Genomic DNA, 16,407 nt, shown 5'->3' on the forward strand with positions numbered 1-16,407 from the left:
TAGCAAAATTAGGCACAGCCAAAGTGGCTTGATATTGTACATTTTCTAAGCCACAAACCCAGTGTGGGATAATCCCATTTCATTCACCTGGAGGAAGTATTAATGAGCCAAGCCGAAGGCGTTAACGTACAACGCCGTAGAGTTCTTATTGCCTCGACTGCCGCGATTGGTGCAGCTGGGGTAGCTGCTGTGGCAACACCTTTTGTCCGTTCTTGGTACCCAAGCGCTAAAGCTGAGGCTGCAGGGGCTGCAGTGACCCAAGATATTGGTTCTATCGAAGCAGGACAGATGATCGTTGTCAAATATCGCGGTAAACCCATTTTTGTGGTCAAACGCACAGAAGACATGCTAGCGACTTTAGCGTCAGTAAAACCTTTACTGTCTGACCCTGAATCTGATGCGTCATTACAACCTGAATACTGTAAAAATCCAGAACGCTCTATCTCACCAGAAGTCTTGGTAGTAGAAGGCGTCTGTACACATTTAGGTTGTGCACCAAACTACCGTCCTGATGTTGGCGCGGCTGACTTGGGTGGTAATGATTGGTATGGCGGATTTTTCTGCCCATGCCACGGGTCTAAATATGACTTGGCGGGTCGCGTTTATAGTGGCGTTCCTGCACCGCTTAACTTACCTGTCCCAGATTACAACATGGATGGTACCATCTTGACGATTGGGGAGGCTTAATATGAGCATGGGTAAAAAGTTAATGCATTGGGTGGACGCACGCTTTCCAGCGACCGAAACCTATGAATACCATATGTCAAAGTACTATGCACCAAAAAACTTTAACTTTTGGTACTTTTTTGGCGTGTTATCAATGGTGGTATTGGTTAACCAATTGGTAACAGGTATTTGGCTGACCATGATGTACAACCCAAGTGCCGAAGGGGCATTTGCATCTGTTGAATACATCATGCGCGATGTCAAAGGTGGTTGGCTCATCCGTTATATGCACTCAACTGGCGCATCTGCGTTCTTTGTGGTCGTATATCTGCATATGTTTAGAGCACTGCTATATGGTTCATACCAGAAACCACGTGAGCTTATTTGGCTCATCGGTATGGGTATTTACTTAGCATTGATGGCAGAAGGTTTCTTCGGTTACCTACTTCCTTGGGGCAACATGTCATTTTGGGGTGCACAGGTTATCTTGAACCTTCCTGCTGCTCTACCTGTGATTGGTGATGGGCTTGCAGAATGGGTACGTGGTGATTATATTATCTCAGGTATCACCCTAAACCGCTTCTTTGCTCTACATGTGGTTGCTATCCCGCTCGTACTTGTGGGCTTAGTATTCATGCATATTGTAGCGCTACACCATGTGGGTTCGAACAACCCTGATGGTATTGATATCAAGAAGCTAAAAGATAAAAATGGTGTGCCGTTAGATGGTATTGAATTCCATCCGTACTACACAGTGCATGATATGATTGGTATCGTGGTCTTCTTTATCTTGTTCTTTGCAGTGGTATTCTTCTTCCCGGAAGGCGGCGGATTCTTCCTTGAGCCACCAAACTTTGAGACAGCGAATTCATTGAAAACGCCAGCACACATTGCACCAGTATGGTATTACACGCCATTCTATGCCATTTTACGTGCGGTTCCTGACAAGTTAGGTGGTGTGATTGCGATGGGTGGTGCGATTGCCGTACTATTCTTGATACCATGGCTAGACAGATCGCCTGTACGCTCTATACGTTATAAAGGCATTTTATCTAAAATTGCTTTAACCGTGTTTGCGATTAGTTTCTTAGTTTTAGGTTACTTAGGCGCGACGCCAACGACTCCAACAGCAACATTGATGGCTCGTATCTTCACTGTCTTGTATTTCTTGTTTTTCTTACTGATGCCAATTTATACCTCTATTGAGAAGTGTAAACAGCCACCAGAACGCGTTACCGGAGGTCACTAATGAACACGCTAATTAAATCCCTAGCGGGTCTAGGCTTAGGCGCGGCATTAACCTTGACGGCTGGTACTGCACTGGCAGCTGGTGGCGGTGGATGTGGTACATTCACTAATGCTGAGGGTGTTGAAGAACACTTAGCTTGTAGTACTGCTCCTATTGATTTTACCAATAAGGGCTCGCTACAAAACGGTGCGAAAATCTTTATGAACTACTGTGCTGGTTGTCACTCTGCACAGTATGTTCGTCACTCGCGCATTGCTAAAGATTTAGAGATACCACCTGAGTTGGTCGAAAAGTATTTGATGGTCACTACCGATCAAATCGGTGATCATATCAATGCTGAAATTGATCCTGAAGTACAAGCATCATGGTTTGGCGCAGCGCCTCCTGATCTATCACTTGAAACCAGACTACGTGGCGATGACTGGGTATATACTTACCTGTTATCGTTTTATGAAGACCCAAGCCGTCCTTGGGGTGCCAATAACTTAGTACTTGCCAATGCGGCGATGCCTCATGTATTGCATAATATGCAAGAAGAGCTGAGTGCTGAAGAGTTTGAATCTGAAGTGGGTGATTTGGTTAACTTTATGGCGTGGATGGCAGAGCCTAACCGTCATGACCGTCAAGTGATTGGCTTCTTTGTGATTTTATTCTTATTAGTATTACTCATTCCAGTTTACTTATTGAACAAAGAATTCTGGAAAGATGTAAAATAATTAAGTATTAAAAAATATATTTTTATCGAAAAAAAAGGCACTACTCTGGTAGTGCCTTTTTTTGTCTCTTAAAAGACCATAAAACACTGAACCATTATTTAAAACAAGGCTCACCCGCAATGTTTACGTACCTTGCCTTGATAATCAGGGCAACTTTGTTTACGATGATAGGCTTTACTATTAACATTAGGCTTTCATGATTGATGCGAACGACATTCCAAGTAGTCAGCTGATTTTATACGCTGATGACGGCTACGACAGTCATGTAGTGCGCCTATTGCTTGAGGAAAAAAAGCTTGCCTATTATCTATCACGCTTGCACTCTGAACGGCCTGAAGATTTAACCGAGCTGAATCCCTATCACACCTTGCCTGTTCTGCAACAACGTGAAATCGCACTGTATGAGATCAACGTTATCTTTGAGTATCTTGAAGAGCGTTACCATACAAACAAGCTACTGCCGGATACCCCGCAAGAGCGTGCCCAATTTCGCCAATTGGCTTGGCGTATTCAGCACGATTGGCTGGTACTCGGTAAGCGTCTACTCATGCACCCTAATAGCTTTAATAAAGCACAAGCTGGTATTGCGAAAAAACAGTTAAGCGATTCTTTGATTACGTTGTCACCACTGTTTGCTCATAAACCTTATTTTATGGCAGACGAGTTTGGCTGGTGTGATGTATTGTTAGCACCTTTGTTATGGCGACTTGAAGAAATGGGAATCGAGCTGCCACGTGCGATTAGTCGCCCCTTATTTGACTATCAACAGCGGGTCTTTGAGCGTACTAGCTTTCAAAAAAGTGTGCGTTAATTAGGGTGTATCCTAAATCTGAGCATTAAACCTTAAATGGGCCAAAAATGACTAAATCTTTGTCAAACTGTGTCAAATAGCTTGCTTATATTTAGTTATTATCAGTACTATTTTCCTTGTTTGGCTGCAATTTTTATTACCATTTGCAAGAGCAGGACACACCCTAGACAATGCTTAACCGCTGTCTTAAAATAGAAAACAACAAAATATCTTTAGATTATTATCTTCAAATTATCAGTATAGGAAACCCTTAGATGAGCGAAACCACCTCTATTACCCCAACACGTCCTTATATGGTGCGCGCGCTTTATCAGTGGATAGAAGACAATCAACTAACGCCTTACCTGATGGTTGATGCCACTGCCGAAAACGTACAGATTCCAAGGGAACACGTGCAAGATGGTCGTATCGTATTGAATATCGCCAGCCGTGCGACTGGTAATATGAGTATGGAAAATGATTATATTCATTTTAGTGCGCGTTTTGGCGGCGTGTCACAAGAGATTTGGGTACCAATGACATCGGTATTAGGTATTTATGCAAAAGAAAACTCGCAAGGGATGTTTTTTGACCCCAATGAATATGACAACTATCAACCTGAAGATGATGCGATAGTAAGCTCACAGAAGAGCCCTACTGCGACACCTAAAGCCAAACGTGATAATAAAGCAGGTTTAAAAGTATTGAAATAGTCAATTTTTCGTTATAAAAAAGGCTGGTCGTATCATATACGGTCAGCCTTTCTGCGATTAATCTAAAATATTTATTGTTGTGCACTTTTAGTTAGCATATAAGATTACTAGGTTCTTGGCAATGTCACGCCGCGCTGACCTTGATACTTACCGCCGCGATCTTTATAGCTGGTTTCACATACGTCATCAGCATCACTTTGGAAAAACAGCATTTGTGCCACCCCTTCGCCTGCATAAATACGCGCTGGTAGATTGGTCGTGTTACTAAATTCCAAAGTGACATGCCCTTCCCACTCAGGCTCCAGCGGCGTCACGTTGACGATAATTCCGCAACGGGCATACGTTGATTTACCAAGACAGATCGTCAATACATCGCGTGGAATACGGAAATATTCCATAGTGCGTGCTAGCGCAAACGAGTTTGGTGGAATAATGCACTCGTCACCGATGACATCAATAAAGCTTTTTTCATCAAAGTTTTTTGGATCTACAATCACTGAATGAACATTGGTAAAAACTTTAAATTCAGGCGCGCAGCGTACATCATAACCATAGCTTGACGTACCGTAGCTAACCAAACGCTCGCCTGCATCATTAAAACGTACTTGACCCGCTTCAAACGGCTCAATCATGCTGTGTTCTTCAGCCATTTTACGAATCCAGCGGTCAGACTTGATAGACATTGTTGTTCCTTAGCAGCTATAAAATAAAATTTACGATATGAAGGGTATTTTGATAGCGACGATTATACGGAATTGAGCGCTTAATTTATAGGCTTGCCTACGTTTAATATAAATCTACAATCAATACGACAACCGCCTACCATTTTGCGAAATGATCTTCAGCTAAGCCCATTATCTTATCGATTTTAATCACGTCATCTTTTAGACGTATCTCACCACTGTAAAAACCAAGCCATTGCTCAAAAATACTGGCAAGCACACCAAAGTTATCCGTCTTTTTATAAACGGTTATCGGCGTGAAGGTTAAGTCAATATCAACATTGCTCCAGCCTAGGTTTTGATGATAGATGCGCCAAGGCTGTCGCGTATTATCTATGATTTTAGCAGTATCATCTTGCTCATTAGCTGGCAAATTTAAACCATCACGGACAAACATCACAGGCGGTAAATAATAAATCTGCCCATTCAGCCAGCACGCATTTTCGCTAACCCCTGTTTCATTGACGCCCATCGCTAGATTTAGGGCAAAATGACGACCGTCTGGCAAATAGCTATTGATACAACTCCAAAACCAATTGGTCTTGTGACGCATATAACCAAGCGTCCAATCGAGATTGGCGATAGTCGTTTTGGAAAAGTTAATTTGTTTGGCTTGAGTATCAGTGTTAAATTTTGAATGGGCTTTAATAAGTAAATGACCAGATATACCCGTCAACGGTTCTTTTTGGGTGAAAGTCCAGCCGCGCCTGCCCGTTGGTGTGCAGACTGCTAATGGCGCTGCTTGCCGCTGTAGCGTCGCATCAAGCGTAATGTGTTTACTGTCCAATGCTACTGCGACTTGTGAGGGCATAAAATCCAATGTTAATGTGAGATTACTATGGGTAAATGCCATTTGCCCTTGATAGCAATCGCCTTTTAACTGTGTTTGATGCGTCAAAGGTTGCAATGCTTCACAAACCTCTAGCTCATCCTTCGCTTCGTTATAAATATAAACAAAGGCACTGGTTGCCAACTTAATCGTTGCCAATGCCAGACAAACCCGATAAGGCGGCTGGATAATTTGAATAAAGCAAAATTGATTGGCTTTTAACTCTTTGCGCCAGTTTGGCAGCGTCTTTTGTGAGATAAGGTGGCTATGATAGTCCAAATAATTGATATTTTTAACGTGAGCAAAGATGCCAAAAGTAGGCTGACCGTTTTTAATCAGCTCATTGAGAGCAACTGGCTTACTGCTGGTAGATAATTGTTGCTGATCTTGGCTGTTAAAGTTTTTATTCATAGTCATGGTATCCTAGCCAAATATCATTGTGAGATTAGCTGTCCTTGGTAGCTGACTGTGCTGCTAACTATTCTTCTTTTTGTCTTTGCGGACGCCGCCCAAATTGCTTCTCTAATCGCTTTTATTTATATCATCGTCAATCCGTCTGCCAATTCTTCAGAGACATTGACTACTGCAAAAGCACTTATTCCAAACAGATGATTAGGGAATTTAAGTAGTAGATAAGCTAACGCTTGTACCGCTTTTAAAAGATCAGCAATCACTATGCGGCGATTACTAAAGTCATCATTAACTTGATGCCGTTTGCTACTCCCATCTTTATAGTAGCAAACGCCATCAGTTGATTGTTTGAGAGCTCAACCACGTATATCGGCGGGCGCAATAATTTCAAAAACATATACTGCATGGGAATATCGTCTAAATGTCCTTGATAAATCGACAAGCTCACAATATTCCTTTTTTAAAACCCAAATCCTTGCAAGTTTTTATACTTAGGCTATTTATCTATCGCTAAAAATCATCGAGAACCGTTATAACACTATTAAAAAATACGCTTATCATCGACAGGCTTGGCGAATTTATTAATAGTGGCTTCGATATTTTTAGCAATGCTAAGATAGTACGGCGCAAACTCATCATCGGCTAATACGCTTGGCTCACCTTTATCCACTTGTGCACGAATACCGCTGGCCAATGGCAATTGCCCTAACAGCGGCACATGGTATTGCTCAGCAATTTTTTCGCCGCCACCTGTGCCAAAGATAGCTTCGGTATGATTACAGTTACTACAGGTATGCAGTGCCATGTTTTCGACCACGCCAAGTACTGGGATGTTGGTTTTGTTAAACATCTCAATGCCTTTTTGCGCATCAAGCAAGGCAATATGCTGCGGCGTCGTGACAATCACCGCGCCCGTTACGGGAATACGCTGCGCTAGTGTTAACTGAATATCGCCCGTACCTGGTGGCATATCAATGACTAAGTAATCTAGCTGCGGCCAGTTGGTTTGGTTATACAGCTGCATCAGCGCACCAGTGGCTTTTGGTCCGCGCCACGCGACAGGCGTATTTTCACCATCGAGCAAGCTACCAATCGATAGCATTGCCATGCCGTGCGCATTGATAGGAACAAACTGCTCGTTTTCCAGCTCAGGTTTGACATTATCGACGCCCAGCATCGTTGGCATGCTAGGACCATAAATATCGGCATCCAGTACGCCAACACGGTTGCCTAGCTTTTGTAATGCCAAAGCAATGTTGACCGTGGTAGTGGATTTACCAACACCGCCTTTACCCGATGCCACGACGATAATATGACGAATGCGCGGATGCGCGGCGAGTGACGCTTGTGTCGGCGCGGCTTTGGTAATTGGTGGTTCAACAGTAGTATTGCTATCAGTATTTGCCGCTGGTTTATGTTGATTGTCCATGGCATTAGTGGTTTTTGGCATTGCTTTTGGCAGACTTGACCCCGAGCCTTTCGTCGGTGCGGGCAGACGAACATTCATATGAATAGTCTTGATACCGTGCGGATGTAACAGTTGCCCAAGTTCTTGTTGGATAATTTCAGGATTACTATTTACGGGTAGACGCAAATCTAAGGTGAGCTGGTCACCATCACGCTCGAGCCCCGTTACCATGGTGGCAATACTGACAGTACCTACCTCATAACCAAGCAGCACCTTGTCCACGGCACTATCGCGCTCTGCTCGCTGCTCTGGTGTTTCTGATTTTTTGGTGGAGGTTTTCTTCATAAAGTTAAACATAGCGACTATTACTGCCTATACAAGTGGGTGGGCATGGCAAAAACTCAGCGAATACTGTCGTGAACAATACCGCTCGTGAACGTGTTAGCCAGACCTTTTATAGTGACAGTGTAGCTGAATTACCACTATAAAAAAACCACAACGCTAGTGGGACTAGGCTTTATAGCAGCATTAACCGATAGACAAAAACTGTGAAGCAATAAACAAATAAATAAGTACACCCGAGGCATCACAGACAGAGGTAATCAAAGGCGCACTGGCAGTGGCAGGGTCAAAACCCAATTTATTAAGCACAAAAGGTAAGCTCATACCAATCACACAACCAATCATCACCACCGACATCATACTCAGTGCCAGCACTAACGATACCACTGCATCACCACGTACATAACCGATGATTGAGATAGCCACCGCCATCGTCGCCCCAAGCATCAACGCAACCACCGCCTCTCGACCCAATAATGAAAACCAGTCACGCATGACCACATCGCCAGTCGCCAAAGCTCGCACCATCAAGGTCGCTGACTGCGAGCCAGCGTTACCACCACTGTCGACCAATAAAGGCAAAAAGAACACCAATACCAAATTGGCAGCAATCACATCTTCAAAATTGGAAATACTCAACCCTGAGAGTAAGTTACCAAACACTAAAAACACCAACCAGAATACGCGCTTACGGTATAACACTCGAACGCTGACGTCTTTTAATTTGCCAACCATGGTCGAGACACCGCCCGACTTATGGAAATCATCGGTTGCCTCATCACTCGCCACATCCATCGCATCATCGTGGGTAACAATACCGACCAAAGCACCACTATCATCGGTAATAGGCAGCGCAATTAAATCATAGCGAGCCACGACTTTCGCAACGTCTTCTTGATCATCATTGACATTACAAGACACTACTGTGCTCATCATAATGTCATTAATCAGCTGCTCAGGAGCCGCTAAAATAAGTACTCGTAAAGAGACAACACCTAATAACTTACGCTCGTCATCAATCACATAAGCATGATAAATAGTTTCGGCATCAGGTGCTTCTAGGCGCAGTGCTGCCAATGCCTCAGAGACAGTCATATGAGCAGCTAAAGTCGCATAATCAGACGTCATCAATGCACCAGCAGTGCGCTCCTCATAGGCAGATAACTTACGAATATCTTCACGTTGTGCCTGTGCCAATGCTGGTAACAAAGCATCCCGCTGCTCCTGATTTAGGTGCTTATATAAATCGGTACGCTCATCTGCGGGCATCTCGCCTACTATCTTTGCTAATACAGCCCGAGGAAATACATAGGCAAGTGCAACCTGAATATCCGTTTCTAAATAGGAGAACACGGTAGAACGATTTGGCAGATGCTCAAGTAGCTGCCACGCAAGATTTGGCTCCATGAGTGCCAGAACATCGGCAATATCAATCGGGCGCAAATTTTGAAGTTGATTGATTGATTGCTCAAACTGCTGTTGCTCGATAGCACGGCTTACTGTTACTGCAAGCGTTTTTGCAAAATCCTTATCATTCATTATACTTACTCCGTGCGACCCGAAACGGTATTCAAGCGCTCATAAAAAAGAGCCAATCTAATTGGCTCAAATTAATATAAAACTAGATGCTAATGGATTGATCTTTTATTAGCAAGCCCATGATTCTTAAACCAATCAAACAACCCGCAAACCCATTAATTCACCACTCAGTTAATTCATAAACCAACCGTGACTGGCAACGATAGACTGACCTGTAAATACATTGCTCGGGAATGCTGCTAAAAACAATGCCAATTGGGCAATATCATCGACGGTCGTGAATTCTTTGTCTACCGTATTGACCAACATAATATCATTGACTACAGATTCTTCACTGATGCCTTTTTCAGCCGCTTGTTGCGGAATTTGCTTTTCGACCAATGGCGTTTTAACAAACCCTGGGCAAATCACATGCGCGCGTACATTATGCTCAGCGCCTTCTTTAGCCAATACACGGCACAGCCCAAGTAACCCATGCTTTGCCGTGACATAAGGCGCCTTAAACATGGATGCTTCATGCGAATGTACCGAGCCCATATAAATGACCGTACCGCCTTTGTCATCTTTATACATGTGCTGTATCGCCGCTTTAGTGGTCAAAAACGCCCCATCTAAATGAATGGCAAGCATTTTTTTCCAATCCTCAAACGCCATTTTATGGATCGGATCGATGATCTGAATACCAGCATTGGAGACAAGAATATCAATACCACCAAAGGTATCAACTAATTGCTGCATGCCAGCGTTTACCGCCTCCTCTGAAGTGACATCCATGGCAATGGCAAATGCGCGTCCGCCTGCCGCTTCAATAGCATCAACGGTTTTCTGAGCGGCTTCAAGATTAATATCAGCAATACCAACCGATGCGCCTGCTTTGGCATAAGTTTCAGCGATATCGCGTCCGATACCGCTGGCAGCGCCAGTAACCAATGCCACCTTGCCAGTCAAATCTTGTTGTAATGTGGTTGCCATATTTTATAGTCCTTTATTAAATAGCTTTATTACAGGCTTCTACTGAGCAATGCTCACTGGCGTTTTTTCTTGTAGCTCATCAAAGTTAACACCTTCTGCCAGCTCAACTAGCTTTAGACCGTTGTCAGTGACGTCTAGTACAGCAAGTTCGGTAATAATCCGATCAACCACCCCTTTGCCCGTCAATGGTAGCTCGCAATTGGCAAGGATTTTTGGCTCGCCGTGTTTATTGACTTGTTCCATCAAGACAATCACGCGCTGCACGCCAGCGACTAAATCCATGGCACCGCCCATGCCTTTGACCATTTTTTTGGGAATCATCCAGTTGGCCAAATCGCCTTTTTCTGACACTTCCATTGCGCCCAATATCGCAAGATTAACATGACCGCCGCGAATCATCGCAAACGACTCTGAGCTACTAAAATAACTGGCACCCACTTCGGCAGTGACGGTTTGTTTACCCGCATTAATCAAGTCTGCATCGACATTTTCTGCCGTCGGAAACTCGCCGATACCTAATAGACCATTTTCAGACTGTAGCCAAACATCGACATCTTTGGGGATATAATTGGCGACTAGGGTTGGTAGTCCAATACCTAGGTTTACGTAATAGCCGTCTTGTAGCTCTTGTGCGGCACGCTGTGCCATCTGCTCTCTTGTCCATGCCATGATAACTTCCTTATTTTTATAACGACCCCAAAAAATATGATGAGCGGTGTCAAACTCGCTTAGTCTACTAAATGTAGCACTTTCACTCGTTTTCCTTGCCACTCAAATTTTTAGGAATAGTATTACAATATTCTATTATTAATTTAACACTTTGAAAAAACCCTATAAAGCCTTTAACTAAGCGCCTTCAACGGCCTTAATCGTGGTTTTTTCAATACGCTTTTCAGGATTACTATTCAAGACGATACGCTGCACAAAGATACCCGGCAGGTGCACGTCATCAGGATCAAAGGTGCCCGTCTCTACGATTTCTTCGACTTCAACAATGGTAATTTTGCCTGCCATGGCGCAATCTGGATTGAAGTTACGCGCCGTCTTATTGAAGATTAAATTGCCCGCTTTGTCCGCTTTTTGCGCTTTGATTAATGACACATCAGCGCGTAATGAGTGCTCAAGTATATAAGTACGACCGTCAAAATCACGGGTTTCTTTGCCTTCAGCGACCAGTGTGCCGACGCCAGTGGCGGTGTAAAACGCAGGAATACCAGCACCGCCCGAACGCAGTTTTTCCGCTAAAGTCCCTTGCGGCGTTAATTCAACTTCTAACTCGCCTGCCAAGTATTGACGCTCAAATTCTTTATTTTCACCGACATAGGATGAAATCATTTTTTTAATCTGGCGCGTTTGCAATAGCAATCCTAAGCCAAAATCATCGACGCCTGCGTTATTACTGATACAGGTCAAATCCTTAACCCCGCTATCACGTAACGCTTCGATGAGCGCTTCAGGAATACCGCACAGACCAAAACCACCGATAGCGAGCGTTTGTCCATCGCTGACGATACCTTTTAGCGCTTCTTCGGCACTGCTATATACTTTTGATTGACTCATGCTTATCTCCTTGCAAGTCTATTTTTTGTTATTAACTTCTATCATCAATGATTATGAGTAGGTGACATCACTCAATACTTCCATATTTATATTAATACAGTTTCTATCGATATATCATAATTAAAAATCTTGTGCTAACTTACCATATTATTCTCGTAGCGAGAAGAGAATAACCATAGGAATATACAAGCCAGCGCAGTAGCGGTATATATGATGGGTCAATATCTTATTAAGACAAGATTTATGTTTAATAAAATATCAAATATTGCCTATTTTAAGTAATTTTATTGACCAATATCACTATGCTCTGCATACTCGCTGACTGAACTTTGCCAAGGAGGGCGATCATGTTTAGTACCTTTGCTATTGTCATTACTTTATTATTATTGATGTTTTTTGCTTATCGCGGTTATTCCGTGCTGATATTAGCACCGATTATGGCGACATTAGCCGTAATATTATCAGGTGATTTTTTAAGCACGATTCCGGCCTATACCGATGTGTTTATGGGCGCATTGAGTGGATTTTTACTTAAGTTTTTTCCTATATTCTTGCTGGGTGCATTATTTGGGCGTTTGATGGCAGACTCTGGTGCGGCGACCGCGATTGCCAAAACCGTGGTCGAAAAGCTTGGTGCCAGCAAAGCCATCTTAGCCGTTATCTTAGTTTGTGCCATTTTAACCTATGGTGGCGTCTCTTTATTTGTCGTGGCATTTGCTATTTACCCAATCGCCAAAGACTTGTTTAAAGCCGCTGATATTCCTAAGCGCTTGATTCCAGCAGCGATTGCCTTAGGCTCATTCACCTTTACGATGACGGCATTGCCAGGTACGCCTGCCATTCAAAACGCCATTCCGATTCCTTATTATAATACCAACGTTTTTGCCGCGCCTATCTTGGGTATTATCGGCGGTACCATCATGTTTATTTGTGGTTGGTTATGGCTACAATCACGCGCCAGAAAAGCCAATGCAGCAGGCGAAGGCTATGGTCAGCATGACGAAGAGGATGTGGGCGGCGTTGGCGCAACCAAAAAAGAAACTGAGGTATTAAATACGCATCACACCTCATTTACTATTGCTATTATTCCACTGGTGTTGGTCATTGGCTTAAATGCTTTATTAACTTACGCTGTCTTTCCATCAGTGGATTTTAGCGGCTTACAAGCTCAGTTTCCTGATCTAAATATCGCAGGCTCACTGGGTTTATGGTCAATTATCATCTCGTTAGTCGTGGCTTGTGCGGTGTTAATTTTGCTACGTATCGGTCATTGGAATAATCTGCAAAAAACCATCAACCGTGGTACTTATGATTCGATGTTGCCGATTTTTAATACCGCCTCAGAAGTTGGTTACGGCGCGGTTATCGCCTCGTTAGCAGGCTTCCTTATCATTCGTGATAGTATCTTAAATCTAACGCCTGACAACCCTTTAATCTCAGAAGCAGTGGCGATGACCACGCTTGCTGGTATTACTGGCTCATCGTCTGGAGGTTTGAGTATTGCCTTATCGACGTTGGGTGAAGACTATTTAAGAATGGCGGTCGCAGCGGGTATTGACCCAGAGCTCATGCACCGTGTTGCTGTGATGGCAGCAGGTGGTTTGGATACGCTACCGCATAGTGGCGCTGTCATCACCTTACTGGCGATTTGTGGTTTGACCCATAAGCAGTCCTATCTAAACGTCGCCATGGTAACGATGGTGATTCCTCTTATTGCTGTGGTCGCCGTTATCATTTTAGGGACGATGTTTGGCTCGTTCTAACGTCCTGAAATGAGGCATTTATTAAACCTTAAAGATAATTAAATTTAACGATTGTTGCTTGATACCGAAGAGCCCACTAAGCGATTGCTTGGTGGGTTTTTTATGGGCACTTTCTCATTACTACCTATAAATACAACCGACTATTTATCTCTCATAATTGATTGACACTCTATATACCATATAGAGTTAATCGCTTTATTAGCGACTATATTAATTACTCAGGTAATGTCACAAATTTGGCCGAATTACGGTATCATAGGCACACTTTTTTAAATTTTTATTTGCTTAATATGTTTTAGCATTGATAGTTTGATATTAATAGTATCGCGTCTAATAGCTCAAAACCGCTTAAGACGTTTGATAACCAACCCGTTTATATAAAAATATAGGTGATAAAAGTGCGTGAGATTCTAGTAACCAGTGCCCTGCCCTACGCCAATGGCTATATCCATTTGGGGCATCTTGTAGAATATATTCAGACCGACATTTGGGCGCGTGCCATGAAAGCGCAAGGCCATCAGGTCACTTATGTCTGCGCAGACGATGCACACGGTACGGCAATCATGCTCAAAGCAGAAGCCAATGGCGTCACGCCAGAGGAGCAAATTGCCTCGGTGAAAGCGTCGCATGAAGCAGATTTTGCTAAATTTTTGATTAACTTTGACAATTATCACTCCACCCACTCAGAAGAAAACAAGCATTTCTCTGAGCTGATTTATCGTCGCTTGAATGATGCTGGGCATATTAGTACAAAAGATGTCGAACAACTATTTGACCCTGAAAAACAGTTGTTTTTAGCCGATCGTTTTGTCAAGGGTACTTGCCCTGAATGCGCAGCGGCAGACCAATACGGCGATAACTGTGAAGTGTGCGGTACCACCTATGATGCAACGGATCTTAAAGACCCGCATTCAACGCTATCAGATGCCACGCCTATTCTAAAAACGTCCAAGCATTACTTCTTTAATTTGCCTGAATTTGAGCAATTCTTGAAAGATTGGACGCGTAGTGACAATCGCTTGCAAACATCGGTCGCCAATAAGCTACAAGAATGGTTTGAAGCAGGTCTGGCAACGTGGGACATTTCCCGTGATGCACCCTACTTTGGTTTTCAGATTCCAGATACCCCAAGCGATGAGCCAGACAAATATTTTTATGTTTGGCTCGATGCGCCAGTCGGTTACATGGCGAGCTTCAAAAACCTCTGCGATAAACGCGCAGGTACAGACGAGGCGCTTGATTTCGACCGTTATTGGATGCAAGAAAACGAGCATAAAACCGAGGTGTATCACTTCATCGGTAAAGACATCGTTTATTTCCATGCGCTATTTTGGCCTGCCATGCTTGCCGGTAGTGAGTTCCGTACACCAACGGGTGTTTTTGCTCATGGCTTCTTGATGGTCAATGGCGAAAAAATGAGTAAGTCACGCGGTACTTTTATTAAAGCCGAAACGTATGCTGATCACTTACATCCTGAATACTTGCGTTATTATTTTGCTAGTAAACTGTCTGATAAAGTCGAAGATATCAACCTTGATTTAGAAGATTTCATGCAAAAGGTTAACTCTGATCTAGTCGGTAAAGTGGTCAATATCGCCAGTCGTAGTGCTGGATTCTTGGTCAAAAAGTACGATGGCATGCTCACAGAAGTCTGCGCTGAGCCAAGTTTATTAGAAGATATTACCAAAACGGGTGATGAGATTGCTGCCGCTTACGAGAACCGTGAGTTTTCTCGCGCCATGCGTTTGATTATGCAATGTGCTGATAAAGCCAATGAATATATCGATGAGAAAAAACCATGGGCACTTGCTAAGGTCGAAGGCGCAGAGCGAGAAGTTCAAGATGTTTGCTCGGTCGCGATTAATATCTTCCGTCAATTGATGGTTTATCTTGCACCAGTATTGCCTCAGCTAACCGCCAATGCCAAAGCGTTTTTGAACATTGACGACTTAAGCTTTGCCAGCCGTAATGAGTGGCTATTGGGTCATAAAATCAATAAGTTCAAGCCTTTGATGCAGCGTATCGAAGAAAAAGACGTTGCCGCGATGGTTGAGGCCTCAAAAGACTCTTTGGCTCAAGCTGCTGCTCCAGTGGCTAGCAAAGCCGTTGCTAAAAAAGATAATAAGCCCGCAAAAGAAGCTGGTACTGATATAGATGCTGAGACAAATACTGAGCAAACTGACTATATCGGTATCGAAGACTTTGCCAAAGTTGAGATGAAAGTCGCTCACGTTTTAGCCTGCAATCATGTCGAAGGCGCAGATAAGCTTTTACAATTTACCTTGGACGTTGGCGAAGACAAACCGCGCAATGTGTTTAGCGGCATTCGTAAGTTCTATGAGCCTGAGCAATTGCTAGATAAAAAGGTCATTTGCGTGACCAATCTTGCTCCGCGTAAGATGAAGTTTGGTGTCTCAGAAGGGATGGTGCTATCAACTGGCAATCCCAAAACCCAGCTGACGGTGGTTACTTTACCTGACCACTGCGTGATTGGCGATGTGCTTGCTTAATAGTTAGGCTTACTCAACAAACAAAAAAGATGTCCAACTGGGCATCTTTTTTATTGTCCCAAAACTATCGCTGGTCAATCGCCAAAATCAGTGCTTATATAGAAGATAATATCGATACACATTGACTCAGCACGTTCTTTATAGAGGTAATGACAAACGCGTTTTAATTTCTTATTGCCATAAGTTACATTACTGTCATAATATGGACGTAATGATC

At 43.4% G+C, this 16,407-nt stretch carries 15 protein-coding genes; 7 read left to right on the plus strand and 8 right to left on the minus strand.

The features are described 5' to 3' along the window. The first annotated feature begins 102 nt into the window (after nt 1-102). The 5 genes from petA (at nt 103) to JMY05_RS06530 (ending at nt 4,134) form a co-directional block, all read left to right on the plus strand. A complete protein-coding gene (gene petA, locus JMY05_RS06510; RefSeq protein ID WP_045446807.1) occupies nt 103-687 on the plus strand; it encodes a ubiquinol-cytochrome c reductase iron-sulfur subunit in 585 nt (194 codons plus the stop codon). Nucleotides 688-694: 7 nt separating this feature from the next. Continuing rightward, complete coding sequence (locus tag JMY05_RS06515; RefSeq protein WP_372815435.1) at nt 695-1,915, plus strand: cytochrome b; 1,221 nt, start codon at nt 695-697, stop codon at nt 1,913-1,915. After that, the gene (locus JMY05_RS06520; protein WP_045446804.1) at nt 1,915-2,631 is read left to right on the plus strand and encodes a cytochrome c1; all 717 of its coding nucleotides are present in this window, start codon (nt 1,915-1,917) and stop codon (nt 2,629-2,631) included. Before JMY05_RS06515 ends, JMY05_RS06520 begins: the two co-directional genes overlap by 1 nt. A gap of 196 nt (nt 2,632-2,827) precedes the next feature. Beyond that, the gene (locus tag JMY05_RS06525; RefSeq protein ID WP_201614548.1) at nt 2,828-3,442 is read left to right on the plus strand and encodes a glutathione S-transferase N-terminal domain-containing protein; all 615 of its coding nucleotides are present in this window, start codon (nt 2,828-2,830) and stop codon (nt 3,440-3,442) included. A 254-nt stretch (nt 3,443-3,696) separates the two neighbouring features. Further along, complete coding sequence (locus JMY05_RS06530; RefSeq protein WP_045446801.1) at nt 3,697-4,134, plus strand: ClpXP protease specificity-enhancing factor; 438 nt, start codon at nt 3,697-3,699, stop codon at nt 4,132-4,134. 107 nt (nt 4,135-4,241) lie between these two features. On the opposite strand, the gene dcd is transcribed toward JMY05_RS06530, so the two are convergent. The 8 genes from dcd to JMY05_RS06570 all read right to left on the minus strand — a co-directional run bounded on the left by dcd (nt 4,242) and on the right by JMY05_RS06570 (nt 11,917). Continuing rightward, on the minus strand, nt 4,242-4,817 hold the full coding sequence (gene dcd, locus JMY05_RS06535) for a dCTP deaminase (protein WP_045446798.1): 576 nt from the start codon (nt 4,815-4,817) through the stop codon (nt 4,242-4,244). 136 nt (nt 4,818-4,953) lie between these two features. After that, nucleotides 4,954-6,096 (minus strand): DUF2804 domain-containing protein, encoded by a 1,143-nt coding sequence (locus JMY05_RS06540; RefSeq protein WP_201614550.1) that lies wholly within the window; start codon nt 6,094-6,096, stop codon nt 4,954-4,956. 262 nt (nt 6,097-6,358) lie between these two features. Beyond that, nucleotides 6,359-6,544, minus strand: coding sequence for a hypothetical protein (locus JMY05_RS06545; protein ID WP_201614552.1), 186 nt, complete (start codon nt 6,542-6,544; stop codon nt 6,359-6,361). 93 nt (nt 6,545-6,637) lie between these two features. Continuing rightward, nucleotides 6,638-7,861: an iron-sulfur cluster carrier protein ApbC gene (gene apbC / locus JMY05_RS06550; protein ID WP_201614554.1), complete on the minus strand. Its 1,224-nt coding sequence runs from the start codon at nt 7,859-7,861 to the stop codon at nt 6,638-6,640. 171 nt (nt 7,862-8,032) lie between these two features. Then, nucleotides 8,033-9,385, minus strand: coding sequence for a magnesium transporter (gene mgtE, locus JMY05_RS06555; protein WP_201538913.1), 1,353 nt, complete (start codon nt 9,383-9,385; stop codon nt 8,033-8,035). A gap of 171 nt (nt 9,386-9,556) precedes the next feature. Further along, a complete protein-coding gene (locus JMY05_RS06560; RefSeq protein ID WP_201614556.1) occupies nt 9,557-10,357 on the minus strand; it encodes a 3-hydroxybutyrate dehydrogenase in 801 nt (266 codons plus the stop codon). Between the two features lie 39 nt (nt 10,358-10,396). Next, nucleotides 10,397-11,026, minus strand: a complete 630-nt coding sequence (locus tag JMY05_RS06565; RefSeq protein ID WP_201614559.1) for a CoA transferase subunit B — start codon at nt 11,024-11,026, stop codon at nt 10,397-10,399. Nucleotides 11,027-11,203: 177 nt separating this feature from the next. Continuing rightward, nucleotides 11,204-11,917 carry a CoA transferase subunit A gene (locus JMY05_RS06570; protein WP_045446795.1) on the minus strand — a complete coding sequence of 238 codons (714 nt, stop codon included), beginning with the start codon at nt 11,915-11,917 and terminating at the stop codon, nt 11,204-11,206. A gap of 347 nt (nt 11,918-12,264) precedes the next feature. Here JMY05_RS06570 and JMY05_RS06575 point away from each other — a divergent pair, with 347 nt between their 5' ends. Further along, on the plus strand, nt 12,265-13,680 hold the full coding sequence (locus JMY05_RS06575) for a GntP family permease (RefSeq protein WP_201614561.1): 1,416 nt from the start codon (nt 12,265-12,267) through the stop codon (nt 13,678-13,680). Between the two features lie 398 nt (nt 13,681-14,078). Further along, nucleotides 14,079-16,190, plus strand: a complete 2,112-nt coding sequence (gene metG, locus JMY05_RS06580) for a methionine--tRNA ligase (RefSeq protein ID WP_201614563.1) — start codon at nt 14,079-14,081, stop codon at nt 16,188-16,190. The last annotated feature ends 217 nt before the right edge of the window (nt 16,191-16,407 follow it).

Origin of the sequence: Psychrobacter sp. JCM 18902 (assembly GCF_904846615.1) — a bacterium.
Classification (GTDB): domain Bacteria; phylum Pseudomonadota; class Gammaproteobacteria; order Pseudomonadales; family Moraxellaceae; genus Psychrobacter.